The organism is Pontitalea aquivivens, assembly GCF_046507575.1.
GTDB classification, from domain to species: Bacteria; Pseudomonadota; Alphaproteobacteria; order Rhodobacterales; family Rhodobacteraceae; genus Pontitalea; species Pontitalea aquivivens.
Genome location: NZ_JBKFEY010000006.1, coordinates 1 through 13,743, shown reverse-complemented (window position 1 = coordinate 13,743; position 13,743 = coordinate 1). Strand labels below are relative to the sequence as shown.

Sequence of the window (13,743 nt, the reverse complement as noted above, 5' to 3'; positions counted from 1 at the left end):
GGTGCCGTCACTCGTCCAGACTGCCGTCGCGGCCGTGGTTGCCGGCGTAGGCGATCAGGTTCTGTTTCATCTTGAACAAGGTGCGGGCGGTCGTTTCCAGATCTTCTTGCGAAATTTCGGCCAAAATCAACTCGTTGAAGGCCTTGTTGACCGGGGTGATCTCGCCGATGACATGGCGGGCCTTGTCGGTCAGGAACACCCGCTTGACGCGCCGATCTTCCTTGTCGGGAACGCGTTCCACCAGACCCGAGGCCTGCAGCTTGTCGACCAGCGACCCGAGCGCCACCTTGCCTACCTCAAGCTCGTTGGCCAGTTGCGTCTGCGGCAGCCCGTTGTTGCGGGCGATGAAGGCCAGCACCCACCACTGCGAGCGGGTGATCCCCAGCGGTGCCAGTTCCCGATCGAAACAGACGCGCCGCAGCCGCGACACGTCGTGGATCAGATACCCCAGCCGCAAGTCCCATTTACGTTCGTCCAGCATCGTGTTGTCCCTTGCATGTGTGCTATTCGTCACGTTTCGACTTTGTTAGCATTATAACTATCCGCAAGACTCAAGTCGACAACGGAAACGTGTTTCGGTCGTTGCGTAACGAAATCGACTAATGTACGGTAGTGTATCATATGCCACGTCAGCAAGCCGGCCGCGCCGGAAACGGGAGGGACAAGATGCGCAAATCCAACAAGGTCATCGTCAGCTGTGCGATCACCGGGTCGATCCATACGCCGACGATGACGCCCCATCTGCCGATGACCGCCGAACAGATCGGGTCCGAGGCGATTGCGGCGGCAAAGGCCGGGGCTGCGATCCTGCACCTTCATGCGCGCAACGAAGAAACCGGCCAGCCCAGCCAGAAGCCCGAGGATTACGCCCGCTTCCTGCCGCGCATCAAGGACGAGTGCGATGCGGTGATCAACATCACCACCGGCGGCGGCCTTGGTATGTCGCTGGATGACCGGCTGGCGGCGGCGAAATGGGCCCAGCCCGAAGTCGCTTCGATGAACATGGGCTCGCTGAACTTCAACATCTCTGGCGCGGCGGGCAAGATCGCCGAGTTCAAGTATCCGTGGGAAAAGCCCTACCTGGAGATGACGAAGGATTTCATCCTGTCGAATACCTTCACCCAGATCGAGCGTGGCCTGACCGAACTGTCCGCCGCCGGCACCCGGTTCGAGTTCGAGTGCTATGACGTCGGGCACCTTTACAATCTCGCGCATTTCCGCGACCGCGGCATGGTGCAGGGGCCGCTGTTCATACAGGGCGTGTTCGGGATCCTTGGCGGCATCGCCCCCGAGATGGAGCATCTGCTGCACATGCGTAACACCGCGCAGCGCCTATTCGGCGACGATCACCAGATGTCGGTTTTGGCCGCCGGCCGCCACCAGATGCCCTTCGCGGTCAACAACGCGACCATCGGCGGCCATGTCCGCGTGGGTCTGGAAGACAGCATCTTCATTGAAAAGGGCAAGCTTGCCACCTCGAACGCCGAGCAGGTCGACAAGATCATCCGTATCCTCAAGGAGTTGTCGATCGAGGTTGCCACCCCCGAGGAGGCGCGCGAGATGCTGGCGCTCAAGGGTCGGAACAACGTCGCGTTCTGAGTTGCTCCCACTACAAAACGCTTCGGCCTCCGCACCGCGGAGGCCTTTTTTAAGCTTTTCCTTGGATTGACCAACGATCCCGACTACAGGAAACGAACGCCAGAGAAGCAGTGTACCACGAGGTTGCCAGATAATGTCTTGCTAAGACCTCCCCGTACTTTGTCAACTGGTCATTCCCCGCGGATCAACACCTCGGGCATCTTGGCACGGTGGAAGCCTTCGAAGGGCTTGTTCTTGTTGTGCGGTTCCAACGACCAAGTCTGGCGAGCATTCGGCGCGCCGCCATCCACGCGGATGCAACTGCCGGTGATGTAGGCGGCCGCCGGCGACAGCAGATAGACGATGGCGGCGGAAATCTCGGCCTCGGTGCCAAAGCGTGACAGCGGCACCCGGTCGGTATAGTCGAACAGCCGCTTGCGCATCTCGGGGCTGTAGGTGTCAAAGCCCGACGAGGCGATGCCGCCCGGCGCCACGGTATTCACCCGCACGTTCGACACGGCCCATTCGCAGGCCGCCGTTTCCGACAGGGTCAGCATCCCGCCGCGCGCCGCACCGGAATGGGCGAATTCGGGCCAGCCGTTCCAGATGTCGGCGATGATGTTCACGATGTTGCCGCCGTGATCGGCCATCCAGCGGTTATAGACCTCGCGCATGAAGATGAAGCCGCCGGTCAGGTTGTTGCGCACGACCGCCTCGAAGCCCTTGGTCGAGATCGTCTTTATCGCGGTGCGATACTGGCCGCCGGCATTGTTCACCAAACCCTGGATCGCGCCGTATTGTTCCAGCACACTGTCGATTGTGGCGATCACCGTGGGTTCGTCGCGAATGTCACAGACGCGGGTCGAAACGATGCCGCCATCCTCAAGGATCTCGGCCTCGACGGTGGCAAGCTTTTCGGGGTTGCGGCCGACGATGACGACATTGGCGCCCAGATAGGCCAGCTCATGCGCGGTGCAGCGACCGATGCCGCTGCCGCCGCCGGTGACGATGATGGTCTGGCCCTTGAAGAGGCCGGGGACGAAGACGGAATTATAATGCATGAAAGACTCCTTCGGGCGTCAGTGGGCCGTGTCGATCAGTTCAAGACCGCGACGGGCATAGGTGCGTGACAGGAAAAGGCCGTGGCTGGCGGCGTCATCGCTGACCCCGGTGCCGCCAAGGCCTCGCGCGGCAACCGTGGCCGCGCCGACCGCGCCCCGGAACATCGCAAAGACCTGATGGAAAGGTGCCAGCCGTTCGGTGCTGCCCGCAGCGGAATAGTAATCCTCAAGGTAGTCGTCCTGGGACGGGATGCCCAAGGCGGGAAGGTCAAGACCACGGATGCCGCCGTTCTCGTGCGGCTCCAGCAGCCAGGCTTGTGTGTTGAAGCCCACGTCCACCAAGGGGTGGCCAAGGGTGGACAGTTCCCAGTCCAGCACGCCCACCACACGCGGTTCGGTCGGGTGGAACATGATGTTGGCCACGCGGAAATCGCCGTGGCACAGAGCCAGCGTTTCGCTTTCCGGGATGCGGGGTTCAAGCCAGGCGATCAGGCGGTCGATGTCGGGGTTATCGACCGCGTCAAAACCCGCCCACATCTTCGACCAACGGCCGAACTGGCGGGCAAAGTAGTTGCCGGGCTTGCCGTAATCGGACAGCCCCGCCGCCTGCCAGTCAAAGCTGTGCATCGCGCCCATGGTGCGCGCCATCGACCGATAGGCCGCGCGCCGTTCCTCGGGCGTCATGCCGGGCATGGCATAGCTGTCGAAGACCCGGCCCTCCAGCCGCTCCATCAGGTAGAAGGGCGTGTCCAGGATGTCGCGCTCGGCGTGATAAAGCAGCGTGCGCGGCACCGGCACGCCCGAGCCCTGCAGCGCCCGCATCACCCGGAATTCCCGGTCGATCGCATGGGCCGAAGGCGCGATGTCGGGGCCGGGCTGCTTGCGCAGCACCGCCGAAAAATCGCCTGCTCGCAGGAAGAAGGTCGGGTTCGACAGGCCGCCCTGCGTGCGCGAAAGTTGCAGCGGGCCAGTCGCTTCGGGGAAATTGCGGCGCAGGAAAGCGTCCAGCCGAGCCGGGGCCTCGGCATCCCCAAGACCGGCGATCGGGGCATGTACGGTATGGGTCGTCACAGCACGAACTTTCCGAAAGGATGGGTGCTGGAAATGCCGCCATCCGCGGCGATCAACTGTCCGGTCACGTAGCTTGCATCGTCCGAGGCGAGGAAGGCCGCGACGGCCGCGATTTCATCGACATGGCCGGGGCGACGCAGCGGCGTCAAGCCGCCCAGCTTGCCCTCCACGCCCTTGGCGCGGGCATAGTCAAAGGTGGATTGCGTCAGCTTCGTCTCGGTCAGGCCCGGCAGAACGGCGTTCACCCGCACCCGCGTGCCGATGAAGGCATTGGCCGCGTTCATCGTCAGGCTGTTCACCGCGGCCTTTGCGGCCGAATAGGCCACCGTGCCGCCATTGGCGCGCAGCGACCCGGTCGAGGAGTTGAGGATGATCGACCCATGCCCCTGCGCCTTCATGTGCGGCCCGGCATGTTTCACCGCGAGGAAGGCCGAGATCACGTTGTCGCGGAACTGGCCCTCCCAGGCCTCGACGGTCTGCTCGAACAAGGGCACCATGTGGTCGGTGTTGCCCGCATTGGCAAAGAAGATTTCCAGCCCGCCGAAGCTGTCGATGCATTGTGCGACGGCGGCGGCCACCTGCTCCTCCTTCGTCGCATCCGCCACGAAGGCCTCGGCCACACCGCCCGCGTCCCGCACCAGCCGCACGGTTTCGTCCAGCGTCGCCTCGGTGCGGCCAACCACCAGAACCTTCGCCCCTTCCGAGGCAAATCGCAGGGCGCTCGCCCGCCCGATGCCGGTTCCGGCGCCCGTAATGATGGCCGGACGGCCTTCCAGTCTTCGCATTTATCCCCTCCCTTGCGGCCCTTCAGGCGGCCGAAATACCTCCGTTCACGCTGATCGCCTGCCCGGTGATCTTGGCCGCCTGCGGCCCGCCCAGGAACACGATCATCGCCGCCATGTCCTCGGGGGGACAACGCCCAGTTGCGCCATCTTGATCGCCTTGCCAAACAGCTTGCCCGAGAATTCCGCCGCCATGACATTGGCATAAGTCGCCGTACCTTCGATGATCGAGGGCGTGATGACATTGGCGCGGATACCGTTGCGCTTGCCCTCGATGGCCAGGCCCCGGGTGTACATGATGATCCCCGCCATTGCCGCGCCGATCACCGTCTCGCCCGGCGTCGCGACCTTACCCGCGTCCGAGGCGATGTTGATGACCGCGCCGGTGCCCTTCGCCTGCATCCCGGCCCAGACCGCGCGGCTGGTCAGCAGCGGCGCCATCATCTGCTTGACCACGATGTCATGCATCTCCATCGGGTCGATGTTGTGCAGAAGGGTCGGGCCGTAGGGGCCAACGGTCGAGTTCACCAGAACATCGACCGACCCAAGGGTCTCCTGCACCCGCTGGCACACGGCCAGCGCGGTCGCCGCATCATTGGTGTCGCCCGCGACGAATTCCACCCGTACGCCCGGAACCCGGTCAACGATCGCCTGCCTTGCCGCCTCTCCGCAGTCGCGATTGCGCCCGTTGATGGCGATGCGCGGCACGCCAGCCTCGGCAAATTGCATCGCGGTTTCCAGACCCACGCCCGAGGTGCCACCGGTGACAAGCACGGTGCTTTCGGAATAGGGCAGGGCAGGGCGGGTAGGAATGGCGGACATTTCGGGAAACTCCGATCTTCGAATCAAGGTTAGTTTAGTGGAGTATCATACGCAACATAATTGACAGTCAGGCTACGGCTTCGGCAGGCTTGCCCAGATAGGAATGGTGCAGGGCCGGATCCTTCAGACCCCATGATCGCGGCCTGAGCTGATTGGCTCGGTGGTCTCTCCCTCGGCATCCTGCGTTCGGGGCTTGTGTCGGATGGGCCAGTGCCGAGCCCAAAAAATGGGGTGAGACCGTATGCAGCATAGCGTATTCATCGGACTTGATGCCCATAAGGCGCCGATGTCGGTCGCGGTTGCACAGGGCGAGCGTGTGGGGAGAGATCCGTCACTGGGGCGCCATTCCCCTGAGCCCGGATCACGTCCGCAAGCTCGTGAAGAAAGCTCAGCGGTGGCTGACATCCTGACCGAGGAGCTTGACCCGGCGTGATGGAGCGTTTGGGGCTTCGCACAAATGTCAATTGCGCGATCAATCCTCACCCAACCTATGGCCGGAAAACGGGATGGGGCCGAAATGGCCGCGATCGGCGCGAAGTCCGTCAGAATGAAGCGTTAACGCAGGCTTACGCCGGTTGATTTCAAGGTTCTGCCAGATGATCAGGTGACATGGACCAGCCGCTCGCGGATCGGGCGCTGCAGTGCGGGTTCGGGATGGGTGGTCAGGAACTATTCGAACCAGTCCTCGGCCACGCGGATCAGAAGGTCGCGCTTGGTCGGGAAATACTTGTAGATCGTGCCTTCCGAAATGTTGCACCGCTCGGCCACCTCGGCGGTCAGGAATTGTTCATACCCCTTTTCGCGCAGGACCGCGCGTGCGTCCTGCAGGATGATCGCAATCCTCTGATCGCGCGGCAGGCGCCGCGTTCCGGTGCGTGTCGGTTTTTCTGCCATCGTAAGCCACTATCCATTTTGCTTCACCCGCAGCCATGCACAAAATCGTCGCCGGGTAAATGTCCTTGTTTTATTCGCTAGCGTACGGCTAGCATGTGGCTGTAACTGGAGGATGCCATGAAAGACACGCTGGAGCTTTTACAAGATGATTTCGCCCCTGATCCGCCGCCGGGCTACAGGCTTTTGCCCACCGGGCCGGGGTTCAACCTGCTGTTCGGGGATGTTTATGGACGATTGGACGGGCTGCGGCTGGTGCTTGGGATGCGGGTGTCGCCGCGCCACCTGAACCCGCACGACACCTGCCACGGCGGCGTGCTGTCGGTCTTTGCTGATTTCATGGCCTATGCCGTTCAGCATGAGGCGGGGGAACATCACACCTTGACGCCGACGGTCAGCACGACCATCGATTTCATGTCCCCCGCCGTTCTGGGCGATTGGATCGAGGCGCGGTGTGAGCTGTTGCAACACACACGCAACCTTTTGTTTTGTCAGACAGTCGCGCGTGTGGGCGAACGGGCGGTGTTCCGGTCAAGCTCGATCTTCAAGATCGGCAAGCGGGTGTCACATGTGGGCAGTACCTTGGGTGATTTCTTTGCCGCAGCGACGGAAGACGGAAACCCCTTGTAAAAGTGTGGCACAACATCGTATGCTGACTTACCAGTTGGACGACACATCAGACGGGAAGGCAAGATGACCGACTTCACCAGCATCGACCTGAAGATCGAGAACGGCTTTGCCCGTGTCACGCTGAACCAGCCGGATCGGGGCAATCCGATCGACGGTGCGTTCTGCCGCGACATTCGGGTGTTGGCCGCGCAACTTGCCGCGATGCCCGACCTGCGGGCGGTGCTGATCACCGCCAAGGGGCGGGTCTTCAGCGTCGGCGGCGACATCCGCAGCTTTTCTTCCTCGCGGGAAAACATCTCCCGGCTGGTTCAGGATTGGACCGCGGACCTGCATTCCGGCCTTGCACGTTTGCGTCGCATCAACGCGCCGGTAATCGTGTCGGTGCATGGCAATATCGCGGGCGGCAGTGTCTCGTTCATGGCCTTCGCCGATGTGGTTCTGACGGCGCGAAACATCAAGATCTCGGCCGCTTTCTCGATGATCGGGTTCTGCGCGGACAGCGGCTCGACCGTGTCCCTGTCCGAGCGGATGGGCGTGGCGCGGGCCAAGCGGTTCCTGCTGTTGTCCGAAACGCTGACCGCTGAAGAAGCGCAGGCCGCCGGCCTTGTGGATTTCGTCCACGATGCCGAGGAACTTGAGGCCGCAACCGAGGCTTTGGCGAAGAAGCTGGCCAACGGCCCGACCCGTGCCTTTGGAAAGATCAAAGAGACGATGCGCACGGTGAACAGCTCGACGCTGGAATCCCAGCTGGAGGACGAGGCGCAGGCACTGGCCGAAATCGCCGCAAGCGATGATGCTTGGGAGGGGATCACCGCCTTTGGCGAAAAGCGCGCGCCCAGATTTACCGGCCGCTAAGCGGCAGGCTATCCAACATGCCCCTCCGGCGGGAGGCCAGGTCGGGGCGAACCATGACAGGGAGGGAAGGGCATGAGCCCGTTTCGTAGTGATATTCTGGCCGGCAAGCGCATCCTGATCACCGGGGGCGGTACCGGGCTTGGCAAGGAAATGGCCATGGGCTTCGCCTCGCACGGTGCGCATGTGTTCATTTGCGGGCGGCGCGAAAGCGTGCTGGCCGATACCTGCGCCGAGATCAGCGCCAAGACCGGCGGGCGCGCCGACTATCGCATCGTCAACGTCCGCGACGGCGACGCGATGGACGCGATGATCGGCGATATCTGGCAATCCGGCCCGCTGACCGGTCTGGTGAACAACGCCGCCGCGAACTTCATCGCGCCGACGGAATCGCTCAGCCCGCGCGGCTATCAGGCGATCACCTCGACGGTGATGGACGGCTCGTTCTTTGCCACGCTGGCCTGCGGCAAGCGCTGGATCGATCAGGGTCTGAACGGCACGGTGCTGTCGAACCTGGTGACCTGGGTTTGGACCGGTTCGGCCTTTGTGACGCCCTCGGCGATGTCCAAGGCGGCGGTGCAGGCGATGACCATGTCGCTGGCGGTGGAATGGGGCCCCAAGGGGATCCGGCTGAACGCCATCGCCCCCGGACCGTTCCCCACCGAAAACGCTTGGGAAAAGCTGAACCCAGTCCCCGGCACCTCGGTCGGCGCGACGCAAAGCGATCAGGTGCCGCTCCGCCGCTATGGCCAGATGGACGAACTGCGCGCGCTGACCATCTTCCTGATGTCGGACGCCTGCAACTACATCAACGGCGCGACCATCGCGATCGACGGCGGCCACCATCTGGCCGCGCCCAGCACCTTTGCCGACATGTCCAGCCTGTCCAAGGCGGACTGGGAGGCCGCGCGCGAGGCGCTGCGCGCCTCGGCGGAAAAGGAACGTCAGGGCCGCAAGGCCTGATCTTGCCGGGCCCGGGAACCCCGGGCCCGTGTCGTTTGGGGAGGAAGACCGTGGAACCGCTCAAGGGCCTGTCGATGGAGCTGCCGCTCCTTCTGTCGATGATCAACGAACATGGCGCGGTCGCACATCGCACCACCGAGGTCGTCTCGCGCGACCTGGCGGGGCGCATCCACCGGCTCACGTTCCAGCAGATGAACCGGCGTACCAAGCAGCTGGCCAATGCCCTGACCCGGCGGGGCTTTGGCCTTGGCTCGCGCATCGCGACGCTTGCCTGGAACACGCACCGGCATATGGAGCTGTTTTACGGCTTCACAGGCATTGGCACGGCGATCCATACCGTGAACCCGCGCCTGACCACCGAGCACCTGACCTACATCATCAACGACGCCGGGGGCGAGGCACTGTTCTTTGATGCCGACATGTTGCCCCAGGTCGAGGAAATCGCGCCCCTCCTCACCCGCATCCGCCATTACGTCGTGCTGGAAGCGCCCGAGGACATGCCGCAGAGCAGCCTGGCACTGGAAAGCTACGAGGCCTGGCTAGCCGCCGAGCCCGAAACCTTCGACTGGCCGAGCTTTGACGAGCGCACGGCCTCGACGATCTGCTATACCTCGGGCACCACGGGACGGCCAAAGGGCGTGGTCTATTCGCACCGCTCGACCTTCCTGCAAACGATGACGCTGGCGAACCTTGGCTGGCTGCCGGTGCCACGCCGCAATCCTCTGGTGTTGATGCCGCTGGCGCCGATGTTCCACTCCAACGCATGGAACTACCCCTTCGGCGCCTTCTACATGGGCAAGAAGCTGGTCCTGCCGGGCCGCGACCTGACGCCGCGCGCGGTGCAGGAACTGATCGTGCAGGAACGCGTGACCAACATGGCGCTGGTCCCCTCAATCGCGTCGAACCTTCTGGAATGGGTCGAGGCGAATGGCCTGTCGCTCGACCCGCTGGAAACCATGATCACCTCGGGCGCGGGCATGGCGCCGGCGCTGCTGCGTCGCCTGCGCGACGGCTACGGGATCGAGGCCAGCCACACCTGGGGCATGACCGAATGCATGTTCGGATCCTCGGGTGCGATCACCGCGCGCGACGCCGCCCGCCCCGAGGATGACCAGATCCCCTACCGTTGCATGGACGGCCGCCAGACCCCCGGCATGGTGATGGAGATCTTCGATGACGAAGGCAATGTGCTGCCGCATGACGGCAAGGCGCGTGGCCATCTGCGGGTCAAGGGCCTGTGGGCCACCCGCAGCTATCTGAACCAGCCCGAAGGCTCGGCCGTGGACGAACGCGGCTGGTTGATCACCGGCGACATCGCGACCATCGACGAGGATGGGTACCTGCGCCTTGTCGACCGCGACAAGGACCTGATCAAGTCGGGGGGCGAGTGGATTTCCTCGGCCGATATCGAGAAACTGGCCTGCGCCCATCCCGATGTGGTGCTGGCGGCGGTGATTGGCGTTCAGCATCCGAAATGGCAGGAACGCCCGATCCTTCTGGTGCAGCGCCGAGAGGGCAGCAGCGTGACCGCCGAAGACATCCTTGACGCCGTGCGCCCGCATGTCGCCAAGTGGTGGGTGCCGGATGCGGTCGTGTTTGTCGATCGCTTCCCGCTGACCGGCACGAACAAGATCCGCAAGCCCGACCTGCGGGCGGAGTATGGCGATTACCTGGTGAATCAGGGCCGCTGACCGGGCGCGCGGGGAACGGCGACAAGACCAAAGCAAAAGGGCCGGGTAATTCCCGGCCCTTTCATCATTTTGTGGTCCGATCAGATCGGAGGATGGACCTGCACCTGCGGATACAGGGCAAAGCCCTTGCCGACGCCGTATTCCATGATGCCGTAGCCAACCTCGCCCTGATCGGTGACGCGGATCACGTGGTCCGAAAGGGTGCGGACCAGTTCGCGGACCTTGGGGTCGGACAGGTCCCAGACATCGTGTTCCATGTACAGCTTGCCCTTGTCGTCGCCGTGGAACCAGCCGTTGATGCCTCCATACATGCCGCCCTTCAACCAATACCGGCCCGGCAGGGTCTCGATCTTGATCTCGCGGGTGGAGCCGTCTTCCATCGTGATCTGGTAGGTGGCCGAGGTCACGGTCTGGCCCAGCGGGTCATCGGCCCATTGCACGTCATGCACAACGGCGATCAGGTCGGCGCCGGGCTTGGCGCGCTGGCCCAGCGGCAGGACATCCTCGCCCGAGATATAGATCACGTCGCCCGGCGCGCGTTCCTTGAAAAAGATATGCAAGCCGCGGTTCTGAAACTGGATCGTAGTCCAGGCATAGAAAAACGGCGGGTAGAAGGTCATCGGCAGGCTGGTGGGGTCGGTCCGCATTTCGGCCCGGATGCCCCAGGAATGGTCGCGCTGCGCATACCAGGTGTCGGGGTTGATCTCGATGCGCTTGCCGTCATATTCGAACCAGCCCTTGAAGCGGCCCAGCTGCTCCATCCGCGCCATGTGTTCGGTGACACGGCCCTTGCGGCGGCGGAAGTGTTCCTCCTCCTCATGCGGGTTCATCGTGGCGATGAATTCCAGGTCAAAGGCGATGCCGCTGTCGTTCTTTTCCAGCACCATGCGGTGGCGCTTCAGCCCCTCGATGATGCGGATCGACAGGGGGCCGACGGTGGTGTCAAGCGCGTTCGGCCGCAAGTGGCGCGAGACGCGGAAGTTGTACTGCTTGCCCTCGATCATGATCCCGGCAAAAGCATCCATGACGTTCTTGTTGGGGTAATAGCCCAGACCGATGTCGATCACAGCCTCGCCGCCCGGGACCGGATGGGCGGTGTACCAGTAGCGTTCCATCCAGGCGGGATCGCTGCTAACAACGTGATCGAAGGTGGTGGGTAGCTGGTGCCCGATGAAATCGTCCTGCGGTGTGATCATGGTATCCTCCCTATGCGTCCTCGGTGCCGCGCGACATTTCCGCGAACATCGGCTTGGCCGAGGTTTTCAGCTCGTGTCGTGCCTGCGCGGCCATGTAATCGTCCAATATCGCCTCGATCGCGGCTTGGTCGGGCAGGTCGGCCCCGGCAAGCCAGACGATCAGATCGCAGATCGCGCGGTCATTGGCGTCGCGCAGCGCCTGCAACTCGGCCGCGCCGGTCAGCGCCTGCGGCAGCGCACCATCGGGCAGGGCAGGGCCACGCCCGGCCAGAGCGGCGCGCAGTTTCCCCAGCGCCTCGGCCTGGATCCGCAGCTGGTCGGACAGGAAGCCCACCGCCCATTCCGCCCGCAGCTTGATCGAGTTCATCATGTAGATCAGGCCAAAGGCCTGCCCGCGCGCGAATTCATCGTCGAGCTTCGGGATGATCTGGCTGCGCAGCGTGGCGCACATGCCGTCCAGAAGGCGGTCCAGCGAATTGTTCATGCGTCCTCCTCGATCGCTTTCTGGATCTGCCGGAACGCGGCAAAGATCTGGGTTCCCATCGCGGGCATCCGCATGTCGTCGAAATCGCCCGCCTCGAAACAGCGGACCCCGGCCAGTTGCGTCATCGCGATCTTGAACAGGTTCAACACGATGTAGAATTTCAGCGTCGCGGGATCGAGCTGAATCCCCGTCTTTTCCGCATAGCGGGCGATGAAGTCCTCGCGCGAGATCAGACGGCATACCAGCCCGGTTCCGGCCATGTACTGCGGCAGGAAGGCCCAGCCGATATCCTCGTGCGGGTCGCCCAGATGCGCCAGTTCCCAGTCGAGGATCGCGGTGATCCGCCCGCCCTGTTCCAGGAAATTGCCAATCCGGTAATCGCCGTGGATGATCGCGACGCGCGGTGCGACGGGCAGGTTCGCGCGCAGCCACGTCAGCGTGCGATAGACCATGGGATAGGGCCGCATCGCCCAGCGGTCATGCAGCTTTTCCCAGCGCTCGACCTCGCGCGCGGCGACGTTTTCCACCGTTTCGCCCGCTTCCCATTCCGCAAGCGGGCTGGCCTTCCAGTCGAAATTGTGGATCCCGGCCAGTTGGTCGACGAATTCGTTGCCCAGCCCGATGCGATAGCTTTCCTCAAACTCCGCCCCGTTCGACACAAACGGAATCGGTGCCTCGCCCCGGGCCATTTCGCTGATGTAGAACGGCAGGCCCATGACCGCAGGGTCATCGCTGAACCAGTAGGCGTCGGGAACCTTGATGTCGGATTGCGACAGGACTTTCTGCACCAGATATTGCGGCCGCGCCTCGTAGGGGGAGAACAGGCCGGTATCCGGCCCCAGCCGCAGGATCATCTCGTGCGTGCCGTCGGGCAGGGTGGCGGTAAAGCCGTAGGTGATCCAGGAAAAGCCCACTGGAAAGCGCTTCAGCGTCGTCACGGAAACGGGGGTGCCGGTCTGCCGGCTCAGGAAAGCCTCCAGCCGCTGGCGGACCTGATCGTCGGTGGGAATCGAACGCGGTTCGTTCATGTCGGATCTCCCGGCACGGGTTGGTTCAGATTTAGCTTGAAGATGCCGCTGGCGCGTGCCGCCACCAGGCCATCGGCGGTGATCAGCGTTTGAAAGAACAGCATCTTGTTGGTGCGCTGCACCACCTGTGGTGTCGATTCCACCCACGATCCGTTAGGTACGGGTCGAACGAAATCCACCGAAAGGTTGATAGTGGGCGAAATGCCCGCAATGCCAACCCCGCGCTTGATCGCATAACCCTGCAAATCAGCAAAAGTTGCGATAAACCCGCCGTGGCAAACGCCTGTCCGGTTCAGATGCCGTGGATGCACCCGAAACCCCATCGATACATCGGATCCGGATTGCCGCAGATAGTAGGGACCTGCGAAATTTTCTCCCTCAGTGCGGTTCACCACTGGCTCAAAGCCACCGGGCGGGGCATCTTCGGCGCTGTGCATGATCAGGGTCATGGCGCGGCAACTTTGGCTATCCAGGCCGGTGCGGTCATGGAAGGGTCCTTCGGATCAGCGGCAAAGCACCGCAGATATCAGTCATCCCTGAACGTTATGCTGACTTATGATATGGTGGCAATACCATTTTCCCCTGCGTGTGACAATAAAGGGATTGAACCCCGAAAATTCGTATGCTAGCGAACCATATCCATCTTACGCTAGGGGCGCGTCCGTTTCCACGTGAAGGCCCCGGCTACGCAATC

At 62.9% G+C, this 13,743-nt stretch carries 15 protein-coding genes; 5 read left to right on the top strand and 10 right to left on the bottom strand.

What is annotated here, in order from left to right; genetic code table 11:
• Window positions 1-7 precede the first annotated feature (7 nt).
• Window positions 8-481: a MarR family winged helix-turn-helix transcriptional regulator gene (locus ACK8OU_RS09420; RefSeq protein WP_410303131.1), complete on the bottom strand. Its 474-nt coding sequence runs from the start codon at window positions 479-481 to the stop codon at window positions 8-10.
• 185 nt (window positions 482-666) lie between these two features.
• Between ACK8OU_RS09420 and ACK8OU_RS09415 the strand changes: the two genes are divergently transcribed.
• A complete protein-coding gene (locus ACK8OU_RS09415; protein ID WP_410303130.1) occupies window positions 667-1,599 on the top strand; it encodes a beta-keto acid cleavage family enzyme in 933 nt (310 codons plus the stop codon).
• Between the two features lie 170 nt (window positions 1,600-1,769).
• On the opposite strand, the gene ACK8OU_RS09410 is transcribed toward ACK8OU_RS09415, so the two are convergent.
• From ACK8OU_RS09410 to ACK8OU_RS09390, 5 genes are all read right to left on the bottom strand, one after another.
• Window positions 1,770-2,639, bottom strand: a complete 870-nt coding sequence (locus tag ACK8OU_RS09410) for an SDR family oxidoreductase (protein WP_410303129.1) — start codon at window positions 2,637-2,639, stop codon at window positions 1,770-1,772.
• 18 nt (window positions 2,640-2,657) lie between these two features.
• The gene (locus tag ACK8OU_RS09405; protein ID WP_410303128.1) at window positions 2,658-3,710 is read right to left on the bottom strand and encodes a phosphotransferase family protein; all 1,053 of its coding nucleotides are present in this window, start codon (window positions 3,708-3,710) and stop codon (window positions 2,658-2,660) included.
• Window positions 3,707-4,495: an SDR family NAD(P)-dependent oxidoreductase gene (locus ACK8OU_RS09400; protein ID WP_410303127.1), complete on the bottom strand. Its 789-nt coding sequence runs from the start codon at window positions 4,493-4,495 to the stop codon at window positions 3,707-3,709. Before ACK8OU_RS09400 ends, ACK8OU_RS09405 begins: the two co-directional genes overlap by 4 nt.
• A 102-nt stretch (window positions 4,496-4,597) precedes the next feature.
• Window positions 4,598-5,314 carry an SDR family NAD(P)-dependent oxidoreductase gene (locus ACK8OU_RS09395; protein ID WP_410303126.1) on the bottom strand — a complete coding sequence of 239 codons (717 nt, stop codon included), beginning with the start codon at window positions 5,312-5,314 and terminating at the stop codon, window positions 4,598-4,600.
• A gap of 669 nt (window positions 5,315-5,983) precedes the next feature.
• On the bottom strand, window positions 5,984-6,208 hold the full coding sequence (locus ACK8OU_RS09390; protein WP_410303125.1) for a helix-turn-helix domain-containing protein: 225 nt from the start codon (window positions 6,206-6,208) through the stop codon (window positions 5,984-5,986).
• A gap of 117 nt (window positions 6,209-6,325) precedes the next feature.
• On the opposite strand from ACK8OU_RS09390, the gene ACK8OU_RS09385 reads away from it, so the two are divergent.
• From ACK8OU_RS09385 to ACK8OU_RS09370, 4 genes are all read left to right on the top strand, one after another.
• Entirely contained in the window at window positions 6,326-6,835 is a 510-nt protein-coding gene (locus ACK8OU_RS09385) for a PaaI family thioesterase (protein ID WP_410303124.1), read from the top strand.
• Window positions 6,836-6,898: 63 nt separating this feature from the next.
• Window positions 6,899-7,690: an enoyl-CoA hydratase/isomerase family protein gene (locus tag ACK8OU_RS09380; RefSeq protein ID WP_410303123.1), complete on the top strand. Its 792-nt coding sequence runs from the start codon at window positions 6,899-6,901 to the stop codon at window positions 7,688-7,690.
• A 72-nt stretch (window positions 7,691-7,762) separates the two neighbouring features.
• Window positions 7,763-8,650, top strand: a complete 888-nt coding sequence (locus ACK8OU_RS09375; protein WP_410303122.1) for an SDR family oxidoreductase — start codon at window positions 7,763-7,765, stop codon at window positions 8,648-8,650.
• Between the two features lie 50 nt (window positions 8,651-8,700).
• Complete coding sequence (locus tag ACK8OU_RS09370) at window positions 8,701-10,341, top strand: long-chain-fatty-acid--CoA ligase (RefSeq protein WP_410303121.1); 1,641 nt, start codon at window positions 8,701-8,703, stop codon at window positions 10,339-10,341.
• Between the two features lie 80 nt (window positions 10,342-10,421).
• Here ACK8OU_RS09370 and ACK8OU_RS09365 read toward each other — a convergent pair whose 3' ends face one another.
• From ACK8OU_RS09365 to ACK8OU_RS09350, 4 genes are read right to left on the bottom strand one after another with little or no spacing between them, the layout of a single operon-like run.
• Window positions 10,422-11,537 carry a hypothetical protein gene (locus ACK8OU_RS09365; protein WP_410303120.1) on the bottom strand — a complete coding sequence of 372 codons (1,116 nt, stop codon included), beginning with the start codon at window positions 11,535-11,537 and terminating at the stop codon, window positions 10,422-10,424.
• A gap of 10 nt (window positions 11,538-11,547) precedes the next feature.
• Window positions 11,548-12,021 (bottom strand): hypothetical protein, encoded by a 474-nt coding sequence (locus ACK8OU_RS09360; RefSeq protein ID WP_410303119.1) that lies wholly within the window; start codon window positions 12,019-12,021, stop codon window positions 11,548-11,550.
• On the bottom strand, window positions 12,018-13,049 hold the full coding sequence (locus ACK8OU_RS09355; protein WP_410303118.1) for a phosphotransferase family protein: 1,032 nt from the start codon (window positions 13,047-13,049) through the stop codon (window positions 12,018-12,020). The genes ACK8OU_RS09360 and ACK8OU_RS09355 overlap by 4 nt, the downstream gene beginning before the upstream one ends.
• Window positions 13,046-13,498: a PaaI family thioesterase gene (locus ACK8OU_RS09350; protein ID WP_410303117.1), complete on the bottom strand. Its 453-nt coding sequence runs from the start codon at window positions 13,496-13,498 to the stop codon at window positions 13,046-13,048. Before ACK8OU_RS09350 ends, ACK8OU_RS09355 begins: the two co-directional genes overlap by 4 nt.
• Window positions 13,499-13,743 lie beyond the last annotated feature (245 nt).

Bases quoted from the DNA above. Each gene is read 5' to 3' on its own strand.
- ACK8OU_RS09360 (WP_410303119.1), bottom strand. From the start codon at position 12,021: ATGAACAATTCGCTGGACCGCCTTCTGGACGGCATGTGCGCCACGCTG.
- ACK8OU_RS09375 (WP_410303122.1), top strand. From the start codon at position 7,763: ATGAGCCCGTTTCGTAGTGATATTCTGGCCGGCAAGCGCATCCTGATC.
- ACK8OU_RS09390 (WP_410303125.1), bottom strand. From the start codon at position 6,208: ATGGCAGAAAAACCGACACGCACCGGAACGCGGCGCCTGCCGCGCGAT.
- ACK8OU_RS09410 (WP_410303129.1), bottom strand. From the start codon at position 2,639: ATGCATTATAATTCCGTCTTCGTCCCCGGCCTCTTCAAGGGCCAGACC.
- ACK8OU_RS09400 (WP_410303127.1), bottom strand. From the start codon at position 4,495: ATGCGAAGACTGGAAGGCCGTCCGGCCATCATTACGGGCGCCGGAACC.
- ACK8OU_RS09420 (WP_410303131.1), bottom strand. From the start codon at position 481: ATGCTGGACGAACGTAAATGGGACTTGCGGCTGGGGTATCTGATCCAC.
- ACK8OU_RS09350 (WP_410303117.1), bottom strand. From the start codon at position 13,498: ATGACCCTGATCATGCACAGCGCCGAAGATGCCCCGCCCGGTGGCTTT.
- ACK8OU_RS09395 (WP_410303126.1), bottom strand. From the start codon at position 5,314: ATGTCCGCCATTCCTACCCGCCCTGCCCTGCCCTATTCCGAAAGCACC.
- ACK8OU_RS09380 (WP_410303123.1), top strand. From the start codon at position 6,899: ATGACCGACTTCACCAGCATCGACCTGAAGATCGAGAACGGCTTTGCC.
- ACK8OU_RS09365 (WP_410303120.1), bottom strand. From the start codon at position 11,537: ATGATCACACCGCAGGACGATTTCATCGGGCACCAGCTACCCACCACC.
- ACK8OU_RS09385 (WP_410303124.1), top strand. From the start codon at position 6,326: ATGAAAGACACGCTGGAGCTTTTACAAGATGATTTCGCCCCTGATCCG.
- ACK8OU_RS09355 (WP_410303118.1), bottom strand. From the start codon at position 13,049: ATGAACGAACCGCGTTCGATTCCCACCGACGATCAGGTCCGCCAGCGG.
- ACK8OU_RS09415 (WP_410303130.1), top strand. From the start codon at position 667: ATGCGCAAATCCAACAAGGTCATCGTCAGCTGTGCGATCACCGGGTCG.